Here is a 19255-nt window from a genome sequence, read left to right on the forward strand (position 1 = left end):
TTTCGTTATATACTGATTTCGAAAAATATTAATACGGAAGAGTCATACAAAATGAAAGTGGTAAAATGCAAGTTGTAAAGATCGGTGGATCAATATTGAAAAATAAGGAAGATTTAAACCTTATAAAACAAAAATTGATAGACTGCCATAATTGCATTATTGTTACATCCGCCCTGAAGAATGTAACGAATATGTTGATAGAAGCCTACGAAACAAAAAATACAGGTATTATTGACAGTATTTACCACATGCATACAGATATGATACAACTTGACAATAGTATAATATCAACCCTTGCAGGGATAAGGGAAGAATTGAAAAAATTGGTTGTTCGGGAAAATTCTCCTTCTTTGCGTGACCATATAATATCATACGGAGAGCGTATGTCAACACTGGTTCTTTATAATTTCTTCAAGGACAACGGATTTAATGTTTCATATATAATAGAGCCTTTGCTGGTAACTGATAACAATTATGGAGATTCCAGTTGCCTTATGGATGAAACAGCCAGAAAAATAAAGAACTGTGTTTTTGGAGATTTCACCATAGTGCCTGGATTTTATGGTGCTACCATTGAGGGAAAAATAACAACTGTGGGGCGCGGGGGCAGCGATTATACAGCTATGGTATTAGCTTCCATACTTAATTGCGATGTTAGAATAATTACAGACGTGCCCGGAATAATGACATCAGACCCGAAATTATTCAAAAATTCCAGGACGCTTGCGGAAGTTTCACTTAGTGAAGTCCTTAAAATGTCATATTTTGGAGTTAAGAACTTTAATTACAAAACCTTTATGCCAGTTCTTGGAACAGATATAAACATTACTGTGGAATCACTTTATGTAGATAGTGTAACCCGCATAACAAAAAAACCTGTGAATAGCATTAAATGCGTTGCTATGACAAATTATGGAAGGAAAGATAGAAAGAATATGCTTGTGTTTATAGGGCACGGACTTTCTGACCCGTCTATAAGCAGGGATATAATTTCTAAAATTGGAAAAGACCACCTGTATCATATGGATTCTCTTTCACTCTCCATTCTTGTAGATGAAGATCTGATAAAGCACAGCAACTATTTCGAAGAGGCGCCATTATGGATAAAATAAAAGTCTCACTTCTCGGGGCAACTGGCATGGTTGGCCAAAAAATGATTAAACTTCTGGCAGATCATCCATATATAGAACTGGTAAAGCTAAGCGCTTCTGATTCCCGTATTGGAAAAAAATATTCAGAAACTGTAAAATGGATAGAGAACGGAAGCATACCCGAAAAATTTCGCGACATGAAGCTTGTATCCACATCACCGGAGGATAATAAAGATGTTGATTATGTTCTTTCAGCGCTTCCTCCAGAGGCTGCTGAACCTGTAGAATTAAAACTTGTTAAAAACGGGATAAATGTCATTTCAAATGCATCTCCATACAGGCTTTCTAAGGATATACCACTCATAAATCCTGAAATAAATTTTGAACATTTGAGGATACTGGAGGGAAAAGATACAAAATTCGTAAAAAATCCAAACTGCACATCTGCAATAATGGCAATGCCACTGGTCAAACTTTTAGGATTTGATTACGATAGAATTTCACTTGTTTCAATGCAGGCCATAAGTGGTGCGGGATTTTCCGGATTGCCATATATGTCCATAGATGACAATATAATACCTTATATCCATGGAGAAGAAGAGAAGATACCAGCAGAAATTTCAAAAATGTATGGAACAGTGCAGGATGGAAAAATCAACGGAAAGAATATCAGAATGTCTGTAACCTCTGTGAGGGTTCCGGTAAAGGTAGGACATATGGGTGTCCTTAACATGGAAATAAAAAAGGGTGTTGATGTAGAAGAACTTATTAAAAACCTGAATAATTTTTCACCCCTGAAAGGTTTCAACGGGCTTTACAATGCACCTGCACACCCCATAGTTGTACATAATGAGGCAGATAGGCCACAGAACGCAATAGATACATATAATGGCATGGAAGTCCATGTTGGCAGAATTTCATACACTGATAGGAATCTGAGAATGGTAATACTTGGCAATAACCTTGTAAGGGGCGCGGCTGGAATTACAATACTCACACTTGAACTCATGGAACAGATGAAATTATAATTATTTTCCGTGCTTGCTAAAATATATATTCCATCTAGATTTTGAATTTACTGTTAGTCGAGTGAAATATGTTTTCTATTATATCAATATCTGGTTTTTTAGATTATTTTAATCCGGGATGCTATTAAACAACTCACCTATTTTATTTAAATCTACTAATATTATATTTTTATCTATTTCAGATAGTTTAGTTAAATTTTCATCAAAACCAGATTTTGAAAATAATATATATTTATAAGGTTTAATAAAAACAGATTTATTTTGCAACGAATAAAGCACTTCAATTTTCAAGGGTTTATTTCTCCATTTAACTTCTCCCACAATAATATTTTTATCTTCAGTTAAAGCTATAATATCAATTTCCTCCTCATTTTTTCCATTATTTTCCAGTTTATTTTTCCCCCACCATGTTCCTATGCCTGTTATATTATCCCCGGTCAGGTTTTTGCCAAATTTAAATAGTATATTTCTTGAGATATCCTCGAAAATCTTTGATGTGTAAAAATCAAAATCATTTTTTATTATATTCAATAATACATTGTAATTATCTATTTCTATTAAATTCTGGTATGGAAAAATATATCTAAAAAAGAAATTGAAATAGTTATTATTTATTTTATATATGCTTTGTTTATTTGACTCATTACTGAAAAATGGTTTGCGTTTGCTTATTATTCCGAGTTTAATGAGATTGTCCAGATACTGGGTGATCTCTCCGCTGTTTGTATTTAATAATGATGCAATCTCGCCTATTCTATTATGGCCGGTTGAAATTATATTCAATATACTGAAATATTTTGAAGGTTCTTTCAGTTCTTCTTTTAATATAAAAAATGCATCATTATAAAAAATTGAATTTTTATTAATAACGGTACTTATTATATCATTGAACTTTTTATTTTTTAATGCACTTAAATAATATGGAAGTCCACCGGTAATCGAATAAATTTTAATCAGGTCCTGAACACTATAATACGGAAAAAAATCTTTAATTTCCCATAAATTCATTTTGTTTAGCAATATATTTCCGGTTCTCCGTCCATATAATGGAGATTCGTAACTTAATATTTTATCGTTTATTATTCCCATCAATGACCCCGTTATGATAATAAAAATTTTCATATCTTTAAAATATAAATCATAATATTTCTGCAAAATTGACAGTATAGATTTGTCCTTTGCTACTAAATATGTAAACTCATCAAGCGCAAATATTATTTTCTCATCAACATTTTGTAAATTTTTTATTAAATATTTAAATAAATCATCCCAGTTAGTTAATGGATTTCTGTAGGTTATATCATCATGAAAAAATTCGGCCATTTCCATTGAAAAATTTCTTATTATAATATTTATATCCTGCTGCGTTGCAAGCAAATAAATGTATTTTTTTGATTTTATAAATTCTTCTATTAATGCAGTTTTTCCAACTCTTCTTCTCCCATATATCAATATTAATGAGCTTTCATTGTTTCTGTATTGGCTAGTTAAGTAATTTATTTCATTTTTCCTTCCTATGAACATAGTTATAGATGATTTATAATGTTATAAATATTTCCATTTTAATAATTTGTATTATCATAATCTAAATTATCATAATATAGATTATGTTTAATATAAAATAAATAAAAAATATAAAACAACTTCTCGTCATATTTCTTTTTGATCCCTTGATAGAAAGCTCACTGGCTTTAGCTGTGAGAATATGCCAGTTATCCAGTATAGCTTTTACTTATTCAGCAAGCAGGTTATACCCGTATTTCCTATATGCGGATTTAACTGCTATTAACCTGGTATGTGGAATTTCTAACATATCCAAATATATCCGGAATTTTTATTCATTTATATAATCGATAATCGAATCTATATTGCCACTCAAATTTATTCTAGCAACTCTGGACAGAAGATCGCTATCACTATTAAATGCAATGAAATTATTCACAGCTTTATACATAGAATAATCTGATTCCGAATCCCCGAGAGCGATGCAATCCTTAGGAGATACGTTATGCTCTGCCATTATTTTCTCCATTACTATATCCTTTCTCATTGGATTTACCTGTACCTCACCCTCAGGAATTAATTTGCCCTCATGATCAGAAAAAATCCTGTTGGCATATGCTTCATCAATTCCAAAACTGTTTTTAAGCCGGTCTGAGAGCCATGAGATGCCTCCCGAAACAATTACTGATATAATTTTATTTTTCTTCAGGTATGCCATGCATTTTTCAATGCCCGGTATTACGGGTATCTCATCCAGTATGCCTTTTATCTCTTCCATGGTGATTTCTGGATATTTTTCGCGCCATGCAGCTATGTCCATTCTGAAAAAATCGTAGTAATCAAGCTTTCCACTTATATATTTCAAATAATTTTCCCTGTTGTTTATGCCCAGGCGGTTATTCACATAGAACCAGCTGCTCTTTTCTACTGTAAGTACTCCATCCATGTCAAAGAAAATTAATTTGATCATCCTAATATGTCCTCGAAAACGCGGATAGTTTCCCTGGACTGCCACATACAATGCACGGACCAGAGGTGCCATCATTTCTCACTGCACCTAGAGCCGCTTTTTCCGATAAGGATTCTATTTCGTCAGAGCAAGCCTTTGAACCGCACCAGTATGCAGTAACCATTTTATCTTCCTTTATTTTTTCCAGGCTGTCAATGAATACTTTATTTGCCATATAAAACTCCGATGCTTTTGATTTAATATCTAAATTTACTTCTTTCAGGTACTGGTACATATTGCTTATCTCTTCTAACTCAATTTTTATCTTTTTCTTTCTTGTCCTTAATGAAATTGTAAGTGTTTTATCGTTTACCTCCCGCTTTCCTATTTCTATTCTTACAGGGACTCCCCTCATTTCCCATTCATTAAATTTGTAACCCGGTGTGTAATCGCTGTTATCAATCTGGCACCGGATTCCAATCTCCATCAACTTTGATTTAATTCCGTTTGAATATTCAATTATTTCATCGTAATTATCTGAGGGTATTGGAACTATTATTACCTGCACCGGTGCAAGTTTGTATGGCAATACAAGCCCTTTATCGTCTCCATGGATTCCTATTACGGCTGCCATAAGTCTCTCACTGAGTCCGAAAGTTGTCTGTGAAACGTATTTCATATCACCATTCTCATCCAGATATTTTATTCCATAATTTTTAGCGAAATTTTCACCGTATTCGTGTATTGTCCCTATTTGAAGGCTTCTATACCCTGGCATTGGCGTGTCAAATGCAACTGAATACATAGCCCCTGGAAACTTATCCCAGTCAGGCCGAATATCCATTGAAAAATATATGCACAGGTCATCTGAGAGCCTTTCCATTATTTTTAAGTATTCATCCATCTGCTTTTCTGCATCTTCGAAATCCACATGTGCTGTATGTGCTTCGTAAAAATGGATTTCTCTAACACGGATAAATGATCTTGTGTGCTTTGTCTCATATCTGTATACATTTACTATCTGGTATATTCTGAATGGCAGGTCTGAGTGAGATCTAATCCAGAGTGGAAACATTGTATACATTGCAGCCTCGCTGGTAGGCCTTAGTGCAAGGTCTATATCCAGTGGTGTGGTTCCGCCCTTTGTCACCCAGTATATCTCGTTTTCAAACCCCTTGACATGTTCGAACTCAACCTCCAGCTGTTCCCTGGAGATTAATACAGGAAAACTTACCTCTTCTATCCCGCCATCATCCGAGTATTCCCTGAGAAGCGAATCTATGGAGTGTATTATTTTAAGCCCATAGGGGAGCCAGACATTCATTCCTTTAATGTTATACCGCTTATCGCTCAATTTTGCAGTGTCAATAATTTCATTGTACCATTCACTGAAATCAATTTTTTTATTTTCCATCTGGCATTTATCTTTAACCATTATATATTATTTTTTAACCGGCCTGCCTGTTATAAAATATGTATTAATCCAGGAATATACATATAAAATTATAAGGGCTGCGGTAAATGCAATTATTGAATACACAAAAATTTCCAGTTTCGTGTAGTCGTAAATCATGTAATCTGCGAATGTGGATACACCAACAGGGAAAACATAAGCCCATACAGTCATGGATTGCCTCTTCTTTATGTGGGTAATCGCTATAGCGCCGGAAACAAGGAAGAGAAATAAATCGAATCCCCATAATATAACGGAAATGTCTATTGCAAGGTTTGGTGGAACATTAAAAATTCCTATGTAATTAAACTGGGGCATGAACATAATATTTATTATTAGCATGCTTGAAGCTCCCACAGGAATCATTGCTGCTGGAACGGTCTGAAGATAATTTGGCTTATTGCTTATATGTGAAATATATGCTGAAATCCCAACAAAAAGAAACTGGAAAAAGGATATCCCAAATGCAACCATAACCATAAAATAAACTGTACGCAGAATTGTTGTGTTATAGTACCCGGACATTGGTGGAGTTAACATAATGGATGTAAGTATTATATTTGCACTCATAACAACGTTTGGAACAAGAATAGCATACGTTATCCTGTCAAAGCTATACTTATTTGTATATAAATTATAATTAAGTATTATATTGATAACCAGTACCAGAATATAAAAGAGGAAAAGAAGATAATAAAACAGGTATGCCACAAATGCGTTTACCCCTACATATGCGACATAGAAAAAGGCAAAGGCATAATAAAATATGCCCAGAAATGCCAGAAAGCTTAACTTTGTCATGTCATTATAATCCTCTTTTATAAGTTTTTTATTTTTTATATATCTGTAAATCCATGAGGCAAATACAAAAGCAAAAAATATCAGGACGATAAAATATATTATTTTTCCTATGTTAAAAATTAATACGTTGTGAAAAACAAGGTATATGATAAAAAACGCAAGTGAAACAGATAATGTTCCCAGAACAACGGGAAACCATGTTGAATCCAATCCCTTATAAGCCATTAAACTGGCAATAACTACATTATTAATAATTTCATCTATTTATTAATAGGTCATTAAGCCGGCAATAATTGGAGGATTAAATATAAGTTTATCTGGCAAAATAGGAAAGTCAAAGGATATACTTTCATGTTAATTATTACGCAAAACGTATTTAACAGTTAACATTTTTATAGTATAATTCTGTTATATTATTTATGAGAATAGCGGGACTTATTTCTGAACAGGCGATAGAGAATCCGGTAAAGGTCAATTATACATGGTATGAAAAAGCAAAGGGAATAATACAGTGGAATTTTGAAAACACAGGCAGTACCACAAGATCATTTATACTTTTAAGGGGAATTACAGAGAACAATAAAGTTTCTGAGATATATGCATTCGGTGACGCTTTCTATCCGCTTTATTATAAAAATTTCAATGTTGATTTCGTGACTGAACCGGAACCACTGGCTAACGTTTCGGCCAGAACCAATAATGCTCCCCTGGCGGTTATAGAAAATTCAGATTCCAGATTGCTTGTGGCTTTTCTTTACACATTATCAGGTGGCAGCAAGTATTCTGTACTGGAAGGCGGCTGGACGGGAGTAGAACCGGGGGGAATTAAAATTGTACTTGCAAAATATTCAGGGACGAAAGATTTTAGCATAAAATATGAGAAAAAACAATGCACATTATATAATGAAGAATCCAGCACCGATTATGGATGCCCGGATGACCCGTTCACTGTTAAAAGCGCATTGATGAGGGTAAACAACCCCATAAAACCACTATTCAATGACACAATATCTGCAGCTGGCGATAACAATTGTGTGTAAATGCTTTAAAAAGCAATGAAAACAGAAAATGCTGAGGATTACAATAATGCACTTCAATGTATACTAGACCGGCATGACAATTAACCATGAATTAAATATAATAAATTATAATTAAGCCATTTTTTGCTTCATGTTTCTCTGGTGTTTTCCTGCATGTTCTGGACTTCTAGTTTTCCATCTTTGAGAAGATTTTAGAATCCTTATAGCTTCATCAGGTGATCTGGCTGTCTTTAAATTTTCAGCAAGTTCAGGAAAACCCATATAATTTAACCACATAGAAATATGCCCATTTATAATGTGGTAACTGGCTGCATCATAATCATAATTGCTAACACACTGTAATTCAGTTATAAGGCTTTCAATATCACAGGCAATCCCTAATATTCTATCATATGATTTAAATAAAAATGGCTCCATAATATATTATCCCTATGTTATATTTAAGTGTTCCTCTAACATGTTAGATACGTGCCCGCATTTATATATGAAAATGAAGCCTCATTGCCGGTTGCAATATTAAATTCACGACCAATCCTGCCCGATCGACTATGTTGAAAATGCTTCAAATGGCTATGCCACATAAATTAAACTTGCTATTTCCGAATCCCCAATGATCAGCTTTATTTGTGGTTCCTGGATAAATTTTCCACTTTTCCAGCAATATATGCACAATAATTATTAAATATTATATGGGTATATTATGGCATTATGATTTTGGTTACAAATGATGATGGTTTTAATGCTGCTGGCATAAAGCAGCTTTATAAAAACGCATCCATGGTGGATGATGCCGTAATGGTTGCACCGGATAGCATGAGAAGCGCTTCTGGAATGAGTATAACATTTACAAGGCCTATGAGAATACAATCACTGGAAACATATGGAATTAATGGATACTGTGTATCAGGCTATCCTGCTGACACAATCACGGTAGCACAGAATATTATATTAAAGGGCAAAAAGATAGATCTGGTAGCAAGCGGGATTAATATAGGCTCTAACATATCACTCAGATCAATATATGCCAGTGGAACTATATCTGCTGCAATTGCGGCTGCATTAAAGGGAATAAAGTCCATCGCATTTTCAATGGTTACTGACCAGATAAATGGTAATGAAGGACCTGATTTTTCAAAGGCTGGAATGTATTCAAGATATATTATAGAAGAATTTAAAAAATCTGGATTTCCTGAAAACGCAGATATACTTAATATTAATTTTCCTGCACAGATTACAGATGAGACAGAAATCAAGGTTGTCCCCATGGCCGAAAATGTTTTCCATGATTATCTTGAGCATAATGTGGACCCCAATGGAAAGGATTACTACTGGCTGGGAAATACCGTAGAAAAAACGCAGGACAGGAATACAGATTACTACGTATTGATGGAGGAAAATAATATTTCCGTAACTCCTCTCTCTGTGTATGGGCACACTGTAAAAAATTATGAGCCTACAAGGAAATTTTTCGCTGGGATAACAAAAAAGATAATTGAAAATGAAGATAGCATGTTATAAATTTTAATAATAGAGCCTGATAGTTGAATTTCTGCCCATGATTGCTGTATAACAGGTCACCCTACGAAATGCAATATATTATATTATTCATGTTAATAGCCCAGGATGATTCAAATCCGGGAGCTTGAAAAAGAATATGGCAAACACCAGAGAGCCCTCGATCATATAACCCAGGATCTGGATAGTGGAATAGTATCAATCATTGGCAAAAATGGAGCAGGGAAAACAACTCTTTTGAGAATATTATCCACACAGCTGAAATCATCATCCGGTGATGCATTCATCGACGGGCTCAGTATTAATAAAGATATTAAAGAAATCAGAAATAAAATAGTAAGCATTCCACAGGAAGCGTCTCCTATAGGAATACTTACAGCATATGAGCAGGTTTTTTTATATCTTACAGGGAAGGGATTTTCTTTCCATTCAGCCAGGCAGGAATCCAGAATGGCCTTGAAGGTTGTTGGATTGGGAGATAAGATGGATGTCCCAACTGATATACTCTCCGGAGGCATGAAGAGAAAAATGTTTGTTGCTATGGCACTGGGATGCAATGCTGAAACTGTATTTTTAGATGAACCCACAACCGGGCTTGACCCCTTATCCAGAATGGAAACATGGGGTGCAATAAAGGAGCTTACAGGAAATGTTGTTCTTACGACACATTATATGGAAGAGGCTACAGAGTTATCCAGGAAAATATACATGATGGACTCGGGAAAATTCATCGGGTCAGGAACTGCAGATGAACTCCTCTATGATTTAAGGGGTAAAGTCAGGATAGAATCTAAGGAGCAGATGCAGGGGTCCTATAGAATTGGAAATATATATGTAAAATATGTGGATAAATCGGATTTAGACAGATACGAAAATCTTTATTATTCGATTAAGCAGATATCAATAGAGGATTTATTTATAATAAGGGGGGTTGACCTTGAATCTTAGATTTATACTGTCAATGGCATGGTATTATGGAATCAAAACTATTTTCAGGGGCCCTTCCTATTTGATTGCTTCACTGGCAACACCTTTAACCTTGCTCTTTCTTGTATTTGTATTGAGCCATGGGGCCCTGGTTAAATTTGCTATTGTCGGAGGGTTGATTGCATTTGTTGGTTCTGTAGGCCTTTCCGGTGCTGGAGATTCAGCCTTTTTCAGGCTTCAATTGAGAATCCAGGATCTGTATGTTCCGAGCAAAGTTTCTCCATTTGATTATATGGCTGCCTTCACACTGAGCTATCTGGTTTTTTCTGTACCTGGAATAATACTGTATATTTATCTCGGGCTCTCTTACCATCTTTTCAACCTGTACGATTCTTCAATGATGCTGCTGGTTATGGTTTTATTGATAATATCTACCACATCTATATCCTTTATAATATCAGGTTCTATTAAACATTTAAGGAATATATGGGGCATAACCGGTATATTGACCATCATCACAAGCATATTGCCACCAACATTCTATCCATACAGTTATGTTCCAAAGTCATTTTTATACATTATAGCACTTTCGCCTACAACGCCAGCAGCGGTCATTGCCCAGGGTGCATTCGGGCTTTCAGTTCCTATGGATTCCATGTTTTACATAATGATAATTGAAACGGTGATCTATACTATACTTGCCAGAATACTTGTCCGATGGAGGGAAAACTAATAACCCGGATATTTATACATTTTTTGGATCAAAGCATTAAGAAATGCTTATATACTTTTCAGGCAATATGAAATTATATGTTAAACAGTGTGCATTCAGGGCTGCTTTATGATAACTTTGGCAGGCCAGTAAATAGTATGAGAATCCAGTTAAATGCCATATGCAATTTTCACTGTATATTCTGCCACATGGAAGGAACAGAAAGGAGCATGCAATATATGACTCCGGAACAGATTGAAAATGTTGTAGCTGTAGCAGCAAGCCATGGTGTAAACAAAATTAAATTTACAGGGGGCGAACCGCTTTTAAGGGAAGACATACTGGAAATTGTCAGGAGGACCAGAAAGCATATTACCGGAAATATTTCATTAACAACCAATGGAGTGGAACTTCCTAAACTGGCAAAGGGACTTAAAGAGGCGGGGCTGGATAGGGTAAATATATCTATGCATGCAATAGATGAGTACAATTTCCATTTTATAACAGACACAAAGAAAAACTTTCTTCCCATAGTAAAACAGGGAATACAGGCTGCCAGGGATGCGGGTCTTGGGCCTATAAAAATTAATTTTGTGCTTATGAAAAATATCAATGAGGATCAGGTTGATGGAATGATAAAATTCTGTGCTGAAAATGATTCTACCCTGCAGTTAATAGAATTCGAGGCTAACAGGGAAAAGGAGCATAGTGAGGAGTATCTTAAATATCACGTTCCACTTGAGCCCATAGAAAGGAGAATACAGAAACAGGCTATGGATGTGGAGCACAATCCATTGCATAACAGGGAGAGATACACAGTTAAAACCGATTATGGAGAAGTAAAGATAGAATTTGTAAAACCCATGCGAAATAAAGATTTCTGCAAACATTGCACCAGATTGAGGCTCACGGCTGATGGCCAGTTCAAGACCTGCTTATTAAGGGAAAATGATTATTTCGACATAAAAGATATGCTCGGTGATGAAAGTGAAATTGATAGCATGTACAGGAAAGCTGTAGAGGCAAGGGTGCCATACTGGAGGTAATAGATGAAGATAGTAGTTCTTTATTTTGCCCATGTGAGAGATATAACCGGGTTGCCGCAGGAAGTTTTTGACCTTGAGACAGGCAACATGGATCTGTTAAGGGAAAAGATTTTCAGCAAATATCCACAGTTGAGAGCCATTAATAATTTGCTCATATCAGTAAATAATGAATATTATTCCGGGCTCCCGCTCAATGAAAATGACAGGGTTGCATTTTTCCCCCCTGTAAGCGGTGGGTAACCCTGATTTACAAAATTATTTAAAGTATTTTTCCTTCATATAATGTAGTAGCCCATCGCCCCTGGGATCAACACCAGCTTCTGAATCAGAATCAATTAATATTCCCTGGGCATGGCCCATCATATCGTTAAGGTCATCAACCGGTTCATAGTGGTTAAGCCTCAATGTACTTTCATAATAAACCTTTGAATCACCGTAAATAGATGCTGGATATGCAAATCTAGGGTAAGCTATAGCATCCGGCATATTGCTTCCGAGGTCAATGACCCTTGAAAGTATCTGAACATTGACCTGTGGCTGGACATCACCTCCCATGGTTCCTAAAATTACATCCTTTTTTCCAGAGGCAAGAATGCTCATAAGTGTGTGGAATGTTTTTTTGCCCGGTTTCAGGCTATTTTTATTTTCACTGTCAAGGGAAAAATAACTGCCCCTGTTGTTCATATTTATGCCAGTTCCCTTAATGCTATGCCCTGAACCGAAGCCCATATAATTGCTCTGTATAGCACTAATCTCTATTTCACCATCGAAAATTGAATATGCAGTTGTATCGGAAAGATTGGATTTCTGATTTCCTGGTTGATCATTATCCGGTTTCATGTCATCTATGTTTTCCGGTAATTTCACGCCATCGTATACGTACTTCCTGCGAATATTGTACGCGTCATGCATGGTTTTTATCAAAGTATCGTAATATTCCTGGTGCTCCATGCCCGCAAGATCATAGGCATTCAGGTCTCTTAGCCATACAGATGCTGTCAATCCCTGGCTAACAGGTGGATTTGTATAAACATTATACCCCCTGTAATTCACCTTTACCGGTTCTGTGATAGAGGCTTTGTAATCTAAAAGGTCTTTTTTTGTGATAAGTCCGCCCTTTTCCTTCATATCGGCCTCTATTTTATCAGCAATGTTACCGTTATAAAATGAATCTAACCCTTCCGTTACCAATGTTTCAAGAGTATTGCCAAGGCTTTTCTGTACAAGCCATGAGTCAGTGCCCTTATAAATATTATTAAAATCTTCATCGCCGCCTTCGAACCGGTTAATTGCCCTTACAAGTTTTCTGCTTGGTTCGAAGCCATCCTTTGCGAACTGTATTGCCCTCTTAAAATTTTCACCTATGCCCATCGTGGATTTTTCCGCAGCAATTTTCCATGAAGCTACAAGTCCGGGAATTGAAAATGACGAGAGGCTGCCTCTTTTTGGTATCTCCTGATAGCCATTTCTGGAATAAAAATCGATGCTCGCTGCGGATGCTGCATACCCGCTTGCATTGATGCAGTAATATCCATTATCCTTTATTGTGGCAAATAAATCCCCTCCAAGCCCGTTAAAATGGGGCTGGACGACAACGAGGGCAGATGATGAAGCAAGCATGGCGTCGTAGGCATTGCCTCCCCTTTCCAGTGCTTCCATTCCCGCCATTGTGCTCAACGGGTGGCTTGTGGCAACATTATATTTCATAGTGCAAATATTTATTCAAACTATATAAATAATTTCAATAAGGTTCCATACGTTAAAGTTAAAATTCAGAACTTTTTATCGCTATAAGTAAATATAAACACTTATATATCTAAATTTCACTTTAAGCTTATGAAATCAAAAAAATTGATGGCAGTAATAGTGGCAATTATAATAATTGCAGTGATAGCAGGCGGTAGCTACTACGCTTATCATTATGAAACCACCGGAACTATGAAAGTAAGTGCAGCTGATACCTCTACAGGTCTTACAGGAGTTATGGATGTAAATGTTACATTCAGTTCAATTGCATTGCACTCTGTTAATGCATCCTCAAACTCAACAGGATGGACGAACTACTCACTACATGATAAGACTGTAAATATACTGAATTTAAATGCAAGCAACGCAGCGTTTCTGTCTAACCTGTCTGTACATGCTGGCTCGTATAATAAGATGAAGATATACATCAAAAGTGTAACTGTATACATAAATTCATCATTACAGGGTATATATAGCTTAAACTCAACAGTTAGCTTGCATCTGGCACATAATTTTGCCACTATAGTTCTTGTACATCCAGTGACAGTATCTGCACATTCAACTACAAGCATAGTAACAGATCTTGCCCTGGCCAATAACATACATCTATCAACCAAAACATTTAATATAAGCGCAACAGTAGATGTTGTTTCTTAATTTTTATAAATTTTTCATTTCATTGGAATACACAAAAACTTTATTTTAATTATTTACTTCTGAAAAGATGAATCCTTTTGAAAAAGCAAATATAGGTGGAGCAGAAATTAAAAACAGATTTGTCATGGCACCCATGATTTCTAACCTTTGCAATCCAGATGGAACTACAAATGAAAATCATATTAGATACCTGGAGGAAAGGGCCCGTGGTGGCTTCGGGCTAATAATCACTGAATACGCTTATGTAGATGACTCTAATGGAAAAGGCTCGCCAAACGAAATGGGAATATTTTCCAGGTCACAGTTGCCAAAACTGTCAAGATTAACGGAAAGAATACATTCAGCAGGTTCAAAAATATTTGTCCAGCTTGTACATTCCGGAGGAAAGGCAAATCCCCATTATAACACCGGTAAAATATTCGCTCCTTCCAGCGTTGATTATATCGGAAGTATACCTGAAGAAATGACAAAAGATGATATCAAAAAAGTGGAGGAGAAGTTTGTAAACGCTGCTGAACTTGCATACCGGGCCGGATTTGATGGAATAGAACTCCATGGTGCGCACGGGTACCTTCTTCAGGAATTTATTTCACCGGCACTGAATAAAAGGACTGATGAATATGGCGGTTCTGTAGAAAACAGAATAAGGATATTAAATGAGATTTCTAGTGCTATAAAATCAAAACTCAATATGCCTTTAGGAATCAGGCTAAGCCTCTATGAGGATGACGAGGGTGGATACGATGCTGATTATGGGATAGATGTGGCATCAAGGCTGGAAAATATGGACTATGTACATTTTTCTTCCGGGAGGTTTGCCCCACCGGGATCCTCTGCCTCTTTCTACTATGACAACGTGCATATAGGTGCAAAGCTTAAGAAAAAACTTGATAAAAATACAATGCTTGTAGGTTCCATAAGATCTATGGAAGATATAGAAAAAGCTTTAACAGTTTCTGATTTTGTTGTACTGGGCAGGCAGGCTCTTGCAGATCCATACACACCTGTAAAAATTAAGATGAAAATGCCATACAGGGTATGCATAAGGTGCAACCAGGCATGCAGAAATCTGGCCAACGCGGAAGTTCGATGCACTATTAATCCATACACAGGAATTGAAGGAACAGTTCACCCTGGCAGGAAATACCATGGTGAAATTGCTATAGTTGGTTCCGGAATAAAGGGATTGGAAGCAGCTTTATACTCTGCAAACAAAGGCTTCAAACCTATTATATATGAAGAATCAAGTTTTGGCGGGCAATTCAACGAAATAATTGATAAATACAAAAAACGTGATTTTACGCCACTGATAGAGTATTACAGGTCAATGCTTGAAAAGTATGGAATAGAAATAAGGCAGGAATCCTCAAATACAGGAATATTTTGCCTTCCTGATAAGGTATATCCTGATATTCTGGATGTGGGGGATGTATCAATTGATACGAATATATACAGATATTTCGATGATGCCCTGAGAATAGCTGAAAAAAATAAGGTTATTATGAGCAATAATTCCCTTAATAGCCTTGAGAGGTCAAGGGTAACCGGGTACCGGAGGCTAGCAGAGAAAGCAGGAATAGAATTCAAAGATATGGATCACTATGATTTCAAGTTATATGACAGCAGCCAGTACGATATACTTGAGGCCATGAAAAGCGGTAGAAGGGTTATTGAAAACTATATTCTCGAAAACGAAACAGAATTCCTGTAAAAATTTAAACCATCTAAATTTTTATTAGTGTCATATTAATGATGAATCATGAAAGTTGCGGTTATAATGGGAAGCAGGTCAGATTTTCCCGTAATGCAGGACGCAGTTAATGAGTTAAAAAATTTTGGCATTGAAGTGGAATACAGGATTGTATCCGCACACAGGACGCCGGAATTTATGCTGGAATATGCCCGTAATGCCATAAATAATAATATAGAGGTTATTATAGCTGGAGCAGGCGGAGCTGCACATTTGCCAGGCATGGTGGCTTCAATGACAACGTTGCCAGTTATCGGGGTTCCGGTGCAATCAAAGGCATTGAACGGCATTGATTCTCTTCTCTCAATAGTGCAGATGCCCCCAGGAATTCCTGTAGCTACAGTGTCCATCAATGGAGCGAGGAACGCTGCCCTCCTTGCAGTAAGGATTCTTTCAATAAAATATCCTAAAATAAAGGAAATGCTGCAGGCATTTATAGACAACCAGCGGGATACAGTTTTAGGTGATAAACTATGAAAGTTGGAATTATTGGTTCCGGGCAACTCGGATATATGATGATAAACACTATGAGAAGATACCCCATAGAATTTTATGTGATAGATGATAATAAAGGCCCATCCGCTTTTATTGCCGATAAATTCTTTGATGTTTCACAGTATAAAGAATTTGTTGATTCCTGTGATTATGTAACCTACGAATTCGAACATATCGATAAAAATATACTGGAATATGCAGATAGCAAAGGAAAATTAAGGCCTTCTATTAAGGCGGTTGAGCTTAAACAGGACAGGTCACTTGAAAAGAAATACCTGAAAGATCATGGATTTCCCATCGCAGATTACGAATATGCCGAAACTTACAGGGATGCATTCAATAAGGCAAAAAATTTTGGCAAAGCGGTAATAAAAAGCTGCAAGGGTGGCTATGATGGGAAAAATCAATATTTTATTGACAACAGTTCCAGATTTGAAGGACATCCTGATATTCCGTACGTGGTGGAAAAATTTATTGATTATGAATATGAAGCTTCTATTATAGCGGTCCGGGATGCAAATGGCAAATTTTACCATTTTGAACCCTCCTTTAATTACAACCAGAATGGAATACTAATTTACAATATCTCCCCCATAGGCAACACCATTGAGATGATCGATATTGCGAAAAAACTTATGGATTCCCTGGAATATATAGGTGTCATGGGAATAGAATATTACGTGGTGGATGGAAAAGTTATAATCAATGAGTACGCTCCGAGGGTACATAACACAGGCCACCATACTTTAACCGGCAGTTCTATTTCCCAGTTTGAAGAACATATACTGGCTGTTGCTGGAATGAATATAGTCAGGCCCGATCTGTTTGTGCCCTCAGGGATTGTTAACATTATAGGAACCGATATTAGAGAGAAGATAGGATCCCTATTAAACCTCGGAAATACAAATATTTACTGGTACCATAAAAATGAGGTGCGGGGAAAGAGAAAAATGGGGCATGTAAATGTATATGGCGAATCATACAATGCCGTTGAACAAAAAATAAGAGAAATAATAGAAATACTGTACGGAGATAGACTTGAAGATTTTATTCAATAATTTCAAGAATAATTTTATTTTTTAAAGCAACATTACAGCCTTTACTCCTCTGGCTTTTTTAATGCCGTTAAGCACATCTCCTGTTATGGTATTTGTTGTGACAATAATTGCACGCGGATTGTCCACGAGGTCAGGGTCATCGGCTATGAACTGCCTTACTGATATGCCACTCTCGGCAAGTACATTCATTACGCCTGCTATAATACCGGGCATAGATGCATCCGTAGGGATAATTTCAATCACCCCGAATCCCATCTTTGAGCCAGAATTTTCAAAATTTGACATGGGCTCAAGATTGCTGAAAAAATCAAAAAGCTCAGGGTCATTTATAATTTTCTGGATCATATTGACAATTACCCTTCGATCAACATGGAAAGCCCGGGCTATTGAATTTGGCTTAATCTCAATTGATTCACAGAATAACTTCGGCTCATCATATAGAATTTTTACCGATATGCCTATTTTAAGCATTTTTTGCACCACTTTCTTTTCCGCCGGGTAATTATCGAATACCTTGTTTATGTAGTCCCACATAAAAGCTTAATGTAAATGAAGTATTTAAAAATACAATATAAAATATTAATTTTTCAAAGTAAATTATTAATTTTTATCTTCACTGGGAAGAATATTTTTTAACTAAATTTACAAAAACGTCATAATTTTCCGGTTTGTGGACATTTAAATTAGAGTTTTTCATAGTGTTAGCTACGAATTCCACAGGGAATTGCATGGGTAAATGTTCCACAACAAATTTTGCTGCCTCTTCGGGCTTTTCTTTTAATAGTTTAATGCCCAGATTATACGCATCAACAAATTCCTTCTCGTTATTGTATACAGTTGCTCCGCAACTTCCCGGGATATTTACATTTATCTTCTTCATGTATTCTTCTATGCTCACGCCTGAATTATCAATAGCGGGCACGACTACGGTATCTACCTTATTGGAATTCAGTGCTCCCATCAGGTCACTCATATTTTCAAAATATTCTATTTCCACATCCTTTTTGGATTCACCAACGTATGCACGGAAGAGAATATCAGCGGCTCCACCCTTTCTGGTCATCCCTACCTTATATCCAAGTTTAGGGGCAACCCTTGATAGCCCATTTATGGTTACATAGTCTATTGGCAATCCACTCTTCACGAGAGAGACAGTTGAATCCAGAACAACATCAGGCTTATCATTGCCTATTTCTGAAGATTTTTTGAATTCTATATCGATATCTTTACGTTCCATCATTGCTGCTACCAGAGGGTAGCAAACCGGTCCAGGTGCTGCTATAACTTTCATACCATTAAATTGCAACAATATTAATTAAGTTGCTGTCAATTTAATGGATAAAAATAAAATAAATATTATAAACAAAATTCCAGCAGCATCTTTACTTATTGTTATTAATCTATTTTATATAATTTAATTAAATTATTAAATATTTCATAGTTGCCAGCAAGGATTTTGCTATTTTTTATTATTTCTTCTATTA

20 protein-coding genes are annotated in these 19255 nt (G+C 36.0%); 12 read left to right on the forward strand and 8 right to left on the reverse strand.

What is annotated here, in order from left to right:
* Positions 1 to 65 precede the first annotated feature (65 nt).
* Together FACI_RS01065 and asd are read left to right on the forward strand one after the other, a co-directional pair.
* Positions 66 to 1112, forward strand: a complete 1047-nt coding sequence (locus FACI_RS01065) for an amino acid kinase family protein (RefSeq protein WP_009886236.1) — start codon at positions 66 to 68, stop codon at positions 1110 to 1112.
* Positions 1097 to 2119, forward strand: a complete 1023-nt coding sequence (asd, locus tag FACI_RS01070) for an aspartate-semialdehyde dehydrogenase (protein ID WP_048074021.1) — start codon at positions 1097 to 1099, stop codon at positions 2117 to 2119. Before FACI_RS01065 ends, asd begins: the two co-directional genes overlap by 16 nt.
* A gap of 108 nt (positions 2120 to 2227) precedes the next feature.
* On the opposite strand, the gene FACI_RS01075 is transcribed toward asd, so the two are convergent.
* From FACI_RS01075 to FACI_RS01090, 4 genes are all read right to left on the reverse strand, one after another.
* Positions 2228 to 3643, reverse strand: coding sequence for an ATP-binding protein (locus FACI_RS01075; RefSeq protein ID WP_009886238.1), 1416 nt, complete (start codon positions 3641 to 3643; stop codon positions 2228 to 2230).
* Between the two features lie 310 nt (positions 3644 to 3953).
* A complete protein-coding gene (locus FACI_RS01080) occupies positions 3954 to 4592 on the reverse strand; it encodes an HAD-IB family phosphatase (protein WP_009886239.1) in 639 nt (212 codons plus the stop codon).
* 1 nt (position 4593) lies between these two features.
* A complete protein-coding gene (proS, locus tag FACI_RS01085; RefSeq protein ID WP_048074115.1) occupies positions 4594 to 5985 on the reverse strand; it encodes a proline--tRNA ligase in 1392 nt (463 codons plus the stop codon).
* 27 nt (positions 5986 to 6012) lie between these two features.
* Positions 6013 to 7050 (reverse strand): TDT family transporter, encoded by a 1038-nt coding sequence (locus FACI_RS01090; RefSeq protein ID WP_009886241.1) that lies wholly within the window; start codon positions 7048 to 7050, stop codon positions 6013 to 6015.
* 194 nt (positions 7051 to 7244) lie between these two features.
* Between FACI_RS01090 and FACI_RS01095 the strand changes: the two genes are divergently transcribed.
* On the forward strand, positions 7245 to 7865 hold the full coding sequence (locus tag FACI_RS01095) for a hypothetical protein (protein ID WP_009886242.1): 621 nt from the start codon (positions 7245 to 7247) through the stop codon (positions 7863 to 7865).
* A 111-nt stretch (positions 7866 to 7976) separates the two neighbouring features.
* On the opposite strand, the gene FACI_RS01100 is transcribed toward FACI_RS01095, so the two are convergent.
* Positions 7977 to 8282 (reverse strand): hypothetical protein, encoded by a 306-nt coding sequence (locus FACI_RS01100; RefSeq protein ID WP_009886243.1) that lies wholly within the window; start codon positions 8280 to 8282, stop codon positions 7977 to 7979.
* Between the two features lie 291 nt (positions 8283 to 8573).
* Here FACI_RS01100 and surE point away from each other — a divergent pair, with 291 nt between their 5' ends.
* The 5 genes from surE to FACI_RS01125 all read left to right on the forward strand — a co-directional run bounded on the left by surE (position 8574) and on the right by FACI_RS01125 (position 12305).
* Complete coding sequence (surE, locus tag FACI_RS01105) at positions 8574 to 9383, forward strand: 5'/3'-nucleotidase SurE (RefSeq protein WP_009886244.1); 810 nt, start codon at positions 8574 to 8576, stop codon at positions 9381 to 9383.
* 105 nt (positions 9384 to 9488) lie between these two features.
* Entirely contained in the window at positions 9489 to 10328 is an 840-nt protein-coding gene (locus FACI_RS01110; RefSeq protein ID WP_009886245.1) for an ABC transporter ATP-binding protein, read from the forward strand.
* The gene (locus FACI_RS01115) at positions 10318 to 11040 is read left to right on the forward strand and encodes an ABC transporter permease (RefSeq protein ID WP_019841335.1); all 723 of its coding nucleotides are present in this window, start codon (positions 10318 to 10320) and stop codon (positions 11038 to 11040) included. Before FACI_RS01110 ends, FACI_RS01115 begins: the two co-directional genes overlap by 11 nt.
* A gap of 77 nt (positions 11041 to 11117) precedes the next feature.
* Positions 11118 to 12065: a GTP 3',8-cyclase MoaA gene (gene moaA, locus FACI_RS01120; protein WP_009886247.1), complete on the forward strand. Its 948-nt coding sequence runs from the start codon at positions 11118 to 11120 to the stop codon at positions 12063 to 12065.
* A gap of 3 nt (positions 12066 to 12068) precedes the next feature.
* The gene (locus FACI_RS01125; RefSeq protein WP_009886248.1) at positions 12069 to 12305 is read left to right on the forward strand and encodes a MoaD/ThiS family protein; all 237 of its coding nucleotides are present in this window, start codon (positions 12069 to 12071) and stop codon (positions 12303 to 12305) included.
* A gap of 15 nt (positions 12306 to 12320) precedes the next feature.
* Here the strand turns inward: FACI_RS01125 and FACI_RS01130 are convergent, their stop codons facing one another.
* A complete protein-coding gene (locus tag FACI_RS01130) occupies positions 12321 to 13772 on the reverse strand; it encodes a gamma-glutamyltransferase family protein (protein WP_009886249.1) in 1452 nt (483 codons plus the stop codon).
* A 129-nt stretch (positions 13773 to 13901) separates the two neighbouring features.
* Between FACI_RS01130 and FACI_RS01135 the strand changes: the two genes are divergently transcribed.
* The 4 genes from FACI_RS01135 to FACI_RS01150 all read left to right on the forward strand — a co-directional run bounded on the left by FACI_RS01135 (position 13902) and on the right by FACI_RS01150 (position 17771).
* Complete coding sequence (locus tag FACI_RS01135) at positions 13902 to 14468, forward strand: DUF4382 domain-containing protein (RefSeq protein WP_009886250.1); 567 nt, start codon at positions 13902 to 13904, stop codon at positions 14466 to 14468.
* A 67-nt stretch (positions 14469 to 14535) separates the two neighbouring features.
* On the forward strand, positions 14536 to 16179 hold the full coding sequence (locus tag FACI_RS01140) for an oxidoreductase (RefSeq protein ID WP_009886251.1): 1644 nt from the start codon (positions 14536 to 14538) through the stop codon (positions 16177 to 16179).
* 45 nt (positions 16180 to 16224) lie between these two features.
* Positions 16225 to 16695 (forward strand): 5-(carboxyamino)imidazole ribonucleotide mutase, encoded by a 471-nt coding sequence (purE, locus tag FACI_RS01145; RefSeq protein ID WP_048074022.1) that lies wholly within the window; start codon positions 16225 to 16227, stop codon positions 16693 to 16695.
* Positions 16692 to 17771, forward strand: a complete 1080-nt coding sequence (locus FACI_RS01150; protein ID WP_009886253.1) for a 5-(carboxyamino)imidazole ribonucleotide synthase — start codon at positions 16692 to 16694, stop codon at positions 17769 to 17771. Before purE ends, FACI_RS01150 begins: the two co-directional genes overlap by 4 nt.
* A 21-nt stretch (positions 17772 to 17792) precedes the next feature.
* Here the strand turns inward: FACI_RS01150 and FACI_RS01155 are convergent, their stop codons facing one another.
* Together FACI_RS01155 and FACI_RS01160 are read right to left on the reverse strand one after the other, a co-directional pair.
* A complete protein-coding gene (locus tag FACI_RS01155) occupies positions 17793 to 18305 on the reverse strand; it encodes a hypothetical protein (protein WP_009886254.1) in 513 nt (170 codons plus the stop codon).
* Between the two features lie 79 nt (positions 18306 to 18384).
* Positions 18385 to 19062 carry a DUF3834 domain-containing protein gene (locus FACI_RS01160; protein ID WP_009886255.1) on the reverse strand — a complete coding sequence of 226 codons (678 nt, stop codon included), beginning with the start codon at positions 19060 to 19062 and terminating at the stop codon, positions 18385 to 18387.
* Positions 19063 to 19255 lie beyond the last annotated feature (193 nt).

The organism is Ferroplasma acidarmanus Fer1 (genome assembly GCF_000152265.2).
Lineage (GTDB): Archaea > Thermoplasmatota > Thermoplasmata > Thermoplasmatales > Thermoplasmataceae > Ferroplasma > Ferroplasma acidiphilum.